General features: G+C 40.7%; 7 protein-coding genes. All 7 read right to left on the reverse strand.

What is annotated here, in order from left to right:
* Positions 1–174: 174 nt before the first annotated feature.
* The 7 genes from hfq to msrB all read right to left on the reverse strand — a co-directional run bounded on the left by hfq (position 175) and on the right by msrB (position 6,793).
* Positions 175–777, reverse strand: coding sequence for an RNA chaperone Hfq (gene hfq / locus A1019T_RS12605; RefSeq protein ID WP_077452050.1), 603 nt, complete (start codon positions 775–777; stop codon positions 175–177).
* 272 nt (positions 778–1,049) lie between these two features.
* Positions 1,050–2,156, reverse strand: a complete 1,107-nt coding sequence (gene miaA / locus A1019T_RS12610) for a tRNA (adenosine(37)-N6)-dimethylallyltransferase MiaA (RefSeq protein ID WP_244156662.1) — start codon at positions 2,154–2,156, stop codon at positions 1,050–1,052.
* 175 nt (positions 2,157–2,331) lie between these two features.
* A complete protein-coding gene (gene mutL, locus A1019T_RS12615) occupies positions 2,332–4,221 on the reverse strand; it encodes a DNA mismatch repair endonuclease MutL (RefSeq protein WP_077452054.1) in 1,890 nt (629 codons plus the stop codon).
* A 149-nt stretch (positions 4,222–4,370) separates the two neighbouring features.
* Positions 4,371–4,853 (reverse strand): tRNA (adenosine(37)-N6)-threonylcarbamoyltransferase complex ATPase subunit type 1 TsaE, encoded by a 483-nt coding sequence (gene tsaE, locus A1019T_RS12620; RefSeq protein WP_077452056.1) that lies wholly within the window; start codon positions 4,851–4,853, stop codon positions 4,371–4,373.
* A 120-nt stretch (positions 4,854–4,973) separates the two neighbouring features.
* On the reverse strand, positions 4,974–5,570 hold the full coding sequence (locus A1019T_RS12625) for a 6-pyruvoyl trahydropterin synthase family protein (protein ID WP_077452057.1): 597 nt from the start codon (positions 5,568–5,570) through the stop codon (positions 4,974–4,976).
* Positions 5,571–5,819: 249 nt separating this feature from the next.
* Positions 5,820–6,299, reverse strand: a complete 480-nt coding sequence (locus tag A1019T_RS12630; protein WP_077452059.1) for a glutathione peroxidase — start codon at positions 6,297–6,299, stop codon at positions 5,820–5,822.
* 71 nt (positions 6,300–6,370) lie between these two features.
* Positions 6,371–6,793 (reverse strand): peptide-methionine (R)-S-oxide reductase MsrB, encoded by a 423-nt coding sequence (gene msrB, locus A1019T_RS12635; protein WP_077452061.1) that lies wholly within the window; start codon positions 6,791–6,793, stop codon positions 6,371–6,373.
* Between the last annotated feature and the right edge of the window lie 355 nt (positions 6,794–7,148).

Genomic DNA, 7,148 nt, shown 5'->3' on the forward strand with positions numbered 1-7,148 from the left:
TTCCTGAACGCAGAAAGCGATCTTGCCCGAGGGTGGTTAAGGGAAAACCACAAAAATATCCCAAAAAAAATACCAGTCAGCCTTAACTGACTGGCATTACTGCTATATGCAGGTTTTTTGTCTCTCTTAGACCAATATAAAATTCAAAGCTTTGTATTACTTATCAGAAGGAGATTACTCGTCATCTCCATAATTATTGGTTAAATCTTCATCATCATCTTGATGCGCTGGGGCAGCAAAGCCACGTTTTTCAAAACCACGTGCACCGAAACCATGCTGTGGACGGTTGACACCAAATGTTCTATCAGAATCAAAACCGCGATCGCCTTCAAAGCCGCGCTCAACACCGAAGCCTCGCTCTTGAGCAAACCCACCTCTTTCTTGATTAAAGCCGCGATCAGCAAAGCCACCACGATTAAACCCACTACTACGTTTGTTGGCAAATCCACCAGGCTCGAAGCCGGGAGTACTGCGCTCAAATCCACCAGTAGCCGCAGGGTTAGCCCCAAAGCCACCTTGGTATCCAGCGGGCTGTTGGGCAATACCCCCTCCTGGGGTCGCTCCACTGCTGCGTGGATTGCGAGCTGGAACTACCGTTGAAATAGCGTGCTTATACACCATTTGGCTAACTGTATTTTTTAATAGCACCACATATTGATCAAATGATTCAATTTGCCCTTGCAGTTTTATGCCATTTACTAAAAAAATAGAAACTGGAATTCGGTCTTTACGTAATGAATTTAAAAACGGGTCTTGTAATGTTTGTCCTTTTGACATCGGGTGTGTCTCCTAAATTTTTAATTTATTATATATGGATGACAGATTAGTTATTAGATTAATACGGTCAATCTAAAATAGCCATTAAGCTTTGTTATAAATTGGTTCTATTCTCAAATATCGTCGTTTATATTTATAATAGCTTTACCATATCATTTTTTTGGCTGTCCGTACTAGCAAATTAGTCCAGAGTAAGTGTTATATAGTGTAAGTAATTTTTTTTTGGCTTGTTATTATTAGCTTTGGAAAACCTATTACCGGCTTTAGAACTGTTACAATCTAGAGCTTAAATAATCTTTGGCTTCAGTAATAGTCGCAAAAGCATGAACCACTTTGTTGCCACAGTCAAGTTGGGCAGACGTGTTGAGGGTATCTGTCTGAGGGAGCTGACGCTGATCAGTGATATTACTATCCTGTTGGTCAGCATTCGCTAGTTCAACATTAGAGGGGTCAAAACTGGCTACTAAGTTCCTAAGCCAAGTATATTGGCGTTTTGCAAGCTGTCGTGTGGCATATAATGCCTTATTTTTCATATCTTGACAAGCAGTGGCGTCATCAAGGCTATCAACAGTTAAGCCTTTATTTTCAACAGCTTCACCGTTATTCACTAGCAGTTTTGCCGCCGGATGATCTGCTAACAATAAGTAATCTATTACCTGTCTATAACCCACACAGCGCATCGAAGGCATATCAGCTGATAGCTGATATTGCTGTAACAAGTTAATCACTTCTTCAAAGAAACCTTGCTGCCACATAAGTTGCAATCGCAGCTCAATACGTTCATGCAACCAAGCCCGATCAGGCATCACTGCCAACCCTAACCAGTACTGTTCTGGATTGTTGGACAACGCCTGCTTAGGCAATTTCTGCCACTCACTTAACGGCTTACCAGTTTGCTTATAAACCTCAACGGCACGAGTAATTCTTTGGGTATCGCCTAATGGCAAGCGCTCAGCAATAATTGGGTCTACTTGCTGCAGATACTGATGTAGCGCTTCTATGCCCTGCTGTTTTCGCCACTGATCCACTTCCTCTCGCACCTGTGTATCAGTGTCTGGAACTGCTGAAAGCCCGTCAAATAAAGCCATGTAATACATCATGGTGCCGCCCACAAGTAATGGGATTTTATTACGACCATGAATCTCTTCGATCAAACGCTCCACATCATTGACAAAGCTGGCCACACTATAAGTGTCGGTAGGGTCGATAATATCAACCAAATAGTGCGGATATTGTGATAACTCCTCTGATGTTGGCTTAGCGGTGCCAATATTCATATCTTTATAAATCAGAGCAGAGTCCACAGAGATAATCTCAAACCTCCCCGTATCATACAGCTCATATGCTAAAGAAGTTTTGCCACTGGCGGTGGGTGCCATCAAACAAACCACACTGTTTTTTGGTAAAGGTGTTTTTGGTAAACCCTGCTTTGACAAAATTGTCTTATCCGATGCTAATTTTGTCGAGTGGTCAACTACACTCATGATAACGCTCTCTTTGAGTAATGTATGAATATATTGTTAATGATGTATGTGACTTTGATAGCGGTTTTGTTTAAAACCTTTCAATCATCAGTGAAGCCAGCTCTAGAAACGATAATTGGGTTACAGCTCTTGCTGAAAGCTGTTGATGGTCTGCGTCTGATAATAGCGCCACTCTGCTGAGTATCCCATTTAACTCGGACAATGACTGCAAACTGGTCAAGGAAGAGGCCAAATCTATACTGATGCTTTTTAATCCTGACTTAAGCCCCTGCTGTGTAAGCAAATAAATATTTTGATTGGCTTGGATTAACAGCAATGAGCCATTATCAGATGATGACAATGAGTGGTCATTCTGCCCTTCATTTCCCTGCAGTTTATTTAACAGTGCTTGAGATATTTGACACTTATCTAAAATAGCCAAACCAATCAACTGATTTGAGGCTACTTCAGCAGCTTCTGTCCCAGCCACAATGCTAGCAGCCACGTTCTGAGTAGATAAAGTTTGTAATTCCTGTTCAGGGATTTCAGCAGCACTGGCGTCACGATCTACTTTACTACGTAAATCACTCTGCCCTTCGCTAAGCTGATAATCACTCTTAGGCTGCTGAACCTTTGTCAAATTATTAGTTAAATGACTGGTACTGTTATCACTTAAATAATTAGTAAAGTAATCAGTACTATTGTCGGCAAACGGGTTTGGCACAACCGAATCAGTGGCAGCTGTTATTAATTGTGAGTCATCCGTCTCATAATCAGCTACTTGATCTGGCTGACGATGTTGCCAAAGCTGAAGCGCATCACGAACCCCTATTTCAAGATGAGCCATTACATTGGCTAAGTTTTGAATCTTGATACATTGTTTAGAGGGATGAACGTTTAAGTTTAGCCAGGCCTTAGGCAAATTAAAGAACAGCACATAGCCTAGACTATTAATGCCTGATAGATTAGCCGCACTATCACGAATACTTTGCGAAATCCGCCTATCTTTTATCAATCTACCATTAATATAAATCAGCTTATAACTTGAGCTTGATAGGGCTCTTGCGCTAGGAATCAGAAAGCCGGTGATAGCTAAGTCCTCAGCCCCCTCCTGCCATGGACTTTGGGGTCGCAGCCCCTCCAAACTAATATTTATGGGCTGCAAATTACTGTCACTAAACAATTCAGCCTGATCATGGCTAGTTGGCAGCAATGCTGTCAATCTTGCCAGCACTGACTGCATCACTGTTGATTTCATCGCTTCGGAACCACTGGTACTATAAGTGGCCCCTTTATCACTACTAACGATAGACTCAAAGTTAAATCTACGCTTATCATTGTGCCCTAAGGTGAAGCTTACATCACTGGCGACCAACGCCAACTGTTTCACCACCATTTCAATGTGGGTATATTCCGTTGAAATGGATTTTAAATTACCGCGCCGGGCAGGCACATTAAAGTACAAATCTTTGACCGTTACTGTGGTGCCTCTAGAGCGCACCACCGGTATCAGCTGCGGCGTGTCTTCCAGAATCCCGGCCACATTTAATTCACGCCCTATACCACTATCATCACTACAGCTGGTTAATGTCAGCCTAGAAACTGCCGCCGTCGCGGCCAGCGCCTCACCACGAAACCCTAAAGTTGCAATTCCTTGCAGGTGAGCCACATCAGCAATTTTACTGGTAGCGAAACGGGTGACCGCCATAATCATGTCATCAGGATGAATACCGCAACCATCATCAGCTACCTCAATAATGCCCATGCCACCTTGAGTAATTCGAATATCAATGTGCTTGGCGCCAGCATCAATGGCATTTTCAATAAGTTCTTTCACCACCGAAGCTGGACGCGTTACTACCTCACCCGCAGCAAGCTGGTTGACCAGTAGCGGAGGGAGTTTTTTGATACGGTTACTGCCACCAGTCGCAGCTGCTGCTTGCCCCCGCGATAATGATGTTGAATTGCTACTGAAAGTCATAATAGGCTGTCAATGAAGTTAAAATCTAATTAAAAAACAGATAGATGGAGAGGGTTATAAACACTGATGTTAAAAAATATTATCCGTAAGGTGGCTACCTTATGGTGGTTAACTTGTTTTAGCTTAGCCGCATGTAATCTCTAATGAAATCAGAGATTATCAAAGCTAATATCTTCCTTAGACTGTATATTGACTCGTCTAATTTGCTCCCCCTCTTCCGTGGTCACCGTGATATCCAGAGTCATTGTGGGCTGTGGTAAGTAATCTTCTGCCCGGCTGGCCCATTCAATGATAACCAGAGCTTTATCATCTTCTAGATATTCTTCAAAACCTATAAATGACAATTCTTCAGGGTCTTGTAATCGGTACAAATCAGCGTGATAAACACGCTCTATCAACGCATTGTTAGACTCAGCCAGCTCGTAGGGCTCAACTAAAGTATAGGTTGGGCTTTTTACTGAGCCTTGATGGCCTAAGGCTTTTAGCCAATAGCGGGTCAAAGTGGTCTTACCTGCGCCTAGATCGCCAGACAGCCAGACGCTACCAGTAAGATTGGCCTTAGCCAATTGCTGAGCCAAAGCTTCGGTATCTGCTTCAGATTTTAAGATAATCTCTTTTTTTTGGCTTGCCATTGTCTGCCTCGCATAGTTACTATCAATAAATTTTTAAAGGCGATATTTATTTTAACTTATTACAATTGAGCGGTTATTAGAAGGACTGAGCTGTTATTTCTGGCTCATATAATTAAAGAATTAAGCTTTTACTTGAAGCGTCACTTCAGGGTTCACAAAAGGCTCACCCGCTATCAGTTTTTGATACATTTTTGGGTCGGTCCATTCTTGCATTACCTGCTCACTAAATTCAAAGTCCTCTAACCTTAATAAACCCATGTGCTCATTAGTAATGTCCTCTGCAAAGCATTGCGCATATCCTGTCGCCGTCTCATGAGCGATAACAGAATAAACACTAACTCCCGCCTCACCATTGGCCATTTTAGTCTGATCAAGAATACTTTGCGCCCAAAAGAAAATCACTCTTGAGAATTGCTCAGCGGAAGGAGAAACAGGCAAACTAATCCAGCGGGCACTGAATTTCTTACACATCTCAATGTATTCGGGATCATCTTTGTTCCAAAAACAAATGGCATGATCAAAGCTATCAATAATGTCTTTAATAGAAGATTTTAACAGTCCAAAGTCGTAAACCATTTGACCATTATCTAATCTATCAGCTTGCAAAATAAGCTCAATCTGATAGCTATGCCCATGTATAGAGTGTTTACACCTATCTGAACTACAGTTACGCACAATATGTGCGTTTTCAAATTTAAACAGTTTACGGATTCGCATGATTTTTCTCACTAAAACTTTTATTTTGATTTTAAAATATCTATCAATAGCCGATAGTTTAACACTTTAGCCAAAAAACAAAATGGATAACACCCTCAAGTGTTACCCATTCTTTAAGCTAGTTTTATAAAATATTAAGGGTCAGCCAACCAGTGTTCTGTAGGTAAATAGTTTTATTACTTATGGGCTATAGATATCAAATATTAAATTTAACCCAAATCTATCAAGATCACTGCTCTAGCAACAACGCTACGCCAATAGTTTGACTATTTCTGACTCGATTGCTTTAGGCTTAGTAGTAGGAGCATAGCGATCCACCACCTCACCCTGACGATTTATCAAAAACTTGGTGAAATTCCACTTAATGCCATCCGTTAAGAACCCGCCTTCTTGTTTTTTTAGCCAAGTATATAATGGATGTTCATTGTCTCCATTAACGTCAACCTTCTCCATCATTAAGAAGCTAACTCCGTAGTTCTGCTGACAAAAAGCGCCAATTTCTTCATTACTGCCAGGGTCTTGACTGCCAAACTGATTACAAGGAAAGCCGATGACCACTAGACCTTGCTCCTTATAGCTTTGGTGCAACTCCTCTAAACCTTCAAACTGCGGGGTAAACCCACATTTGCTAGCAGTATTAACGATTAATAACACTTTGTCTTTGAATTGAGCAAAGTCAACCTCATTGCCATTTAAATCTTTGGCATTAAAATCATAAATTGTTGTCATGTGTGCTTCCTTGAAGTGAATTATTATTATCTAGGGCTATATAGCTTATCACAAAATAGTTGGTCACAGACTTAAGCTTTGGGCTCTAAATCTATCGCCACAGAGTTAATACAATATCTTAATCCTGTGGTCTCTCTAGGCCCATCCGGGAACACATGGCCCAAGTGCCCACCGCAGTTACTACAAGTCACTTCAACTCTACGCATACCATGAGAGGTGTCTAAGTGCTCATCAATGGCCGACTCTTCAATTGTAGCATCAAAGCTTGGCCAACCACATCCAGCATCAAACTTATTATTCGAGTCAAATAATTTAGCACCACACCCCTTACAGCGGTAAATTCCCTGCTCACTCATATCATTGTGAATGCCCGTAAAAGGGCGTTCCGTTCCTTTTTCACGGAGTACGAAATACTCTGAGTCAGTAAGTCGCTCACGCCAATCGGCTTCTGTTAATTGGGCGATTTCTTCTTTGGTTAATTGAGAATCTTGCATAGCTGTTCCTTATTTATAATATTTGTTGACTCATTTTATTTTAATAACTATTTATTTTAATAACTCTGAATTTAAAGTCCGGAATCTAAAGTATTGATTATTTCTCTACTTTAAGACTAGTGTGACTCTGTTATTAATTGAATGAGACTAAGTTAATTAATGAGGCTAAAAATACCTGCTTCAAGCTCTAACTGAAACAACAGCTAAAATAAAGTTAAATTCCATAATTGGTTACATAATGATAAATAGATAATTTCTCTTAAGTTTAATTGACTGATATTAATTACTAACCTATTTATTTTACTGGGCTTTTTTAAATATTACTGAAATAGACCCTTAGCATAGAAAATTAGGA

This window comes from Psychrobacter piechaudii (genome assembly GCF_900162825.1).
GTDB lineage: Bacteria > Pseudomonadota > Gammaproteobacteria > Pseudomonadales > Moraxellaceae > Psychrobacter > Psychrobacter piechaudii.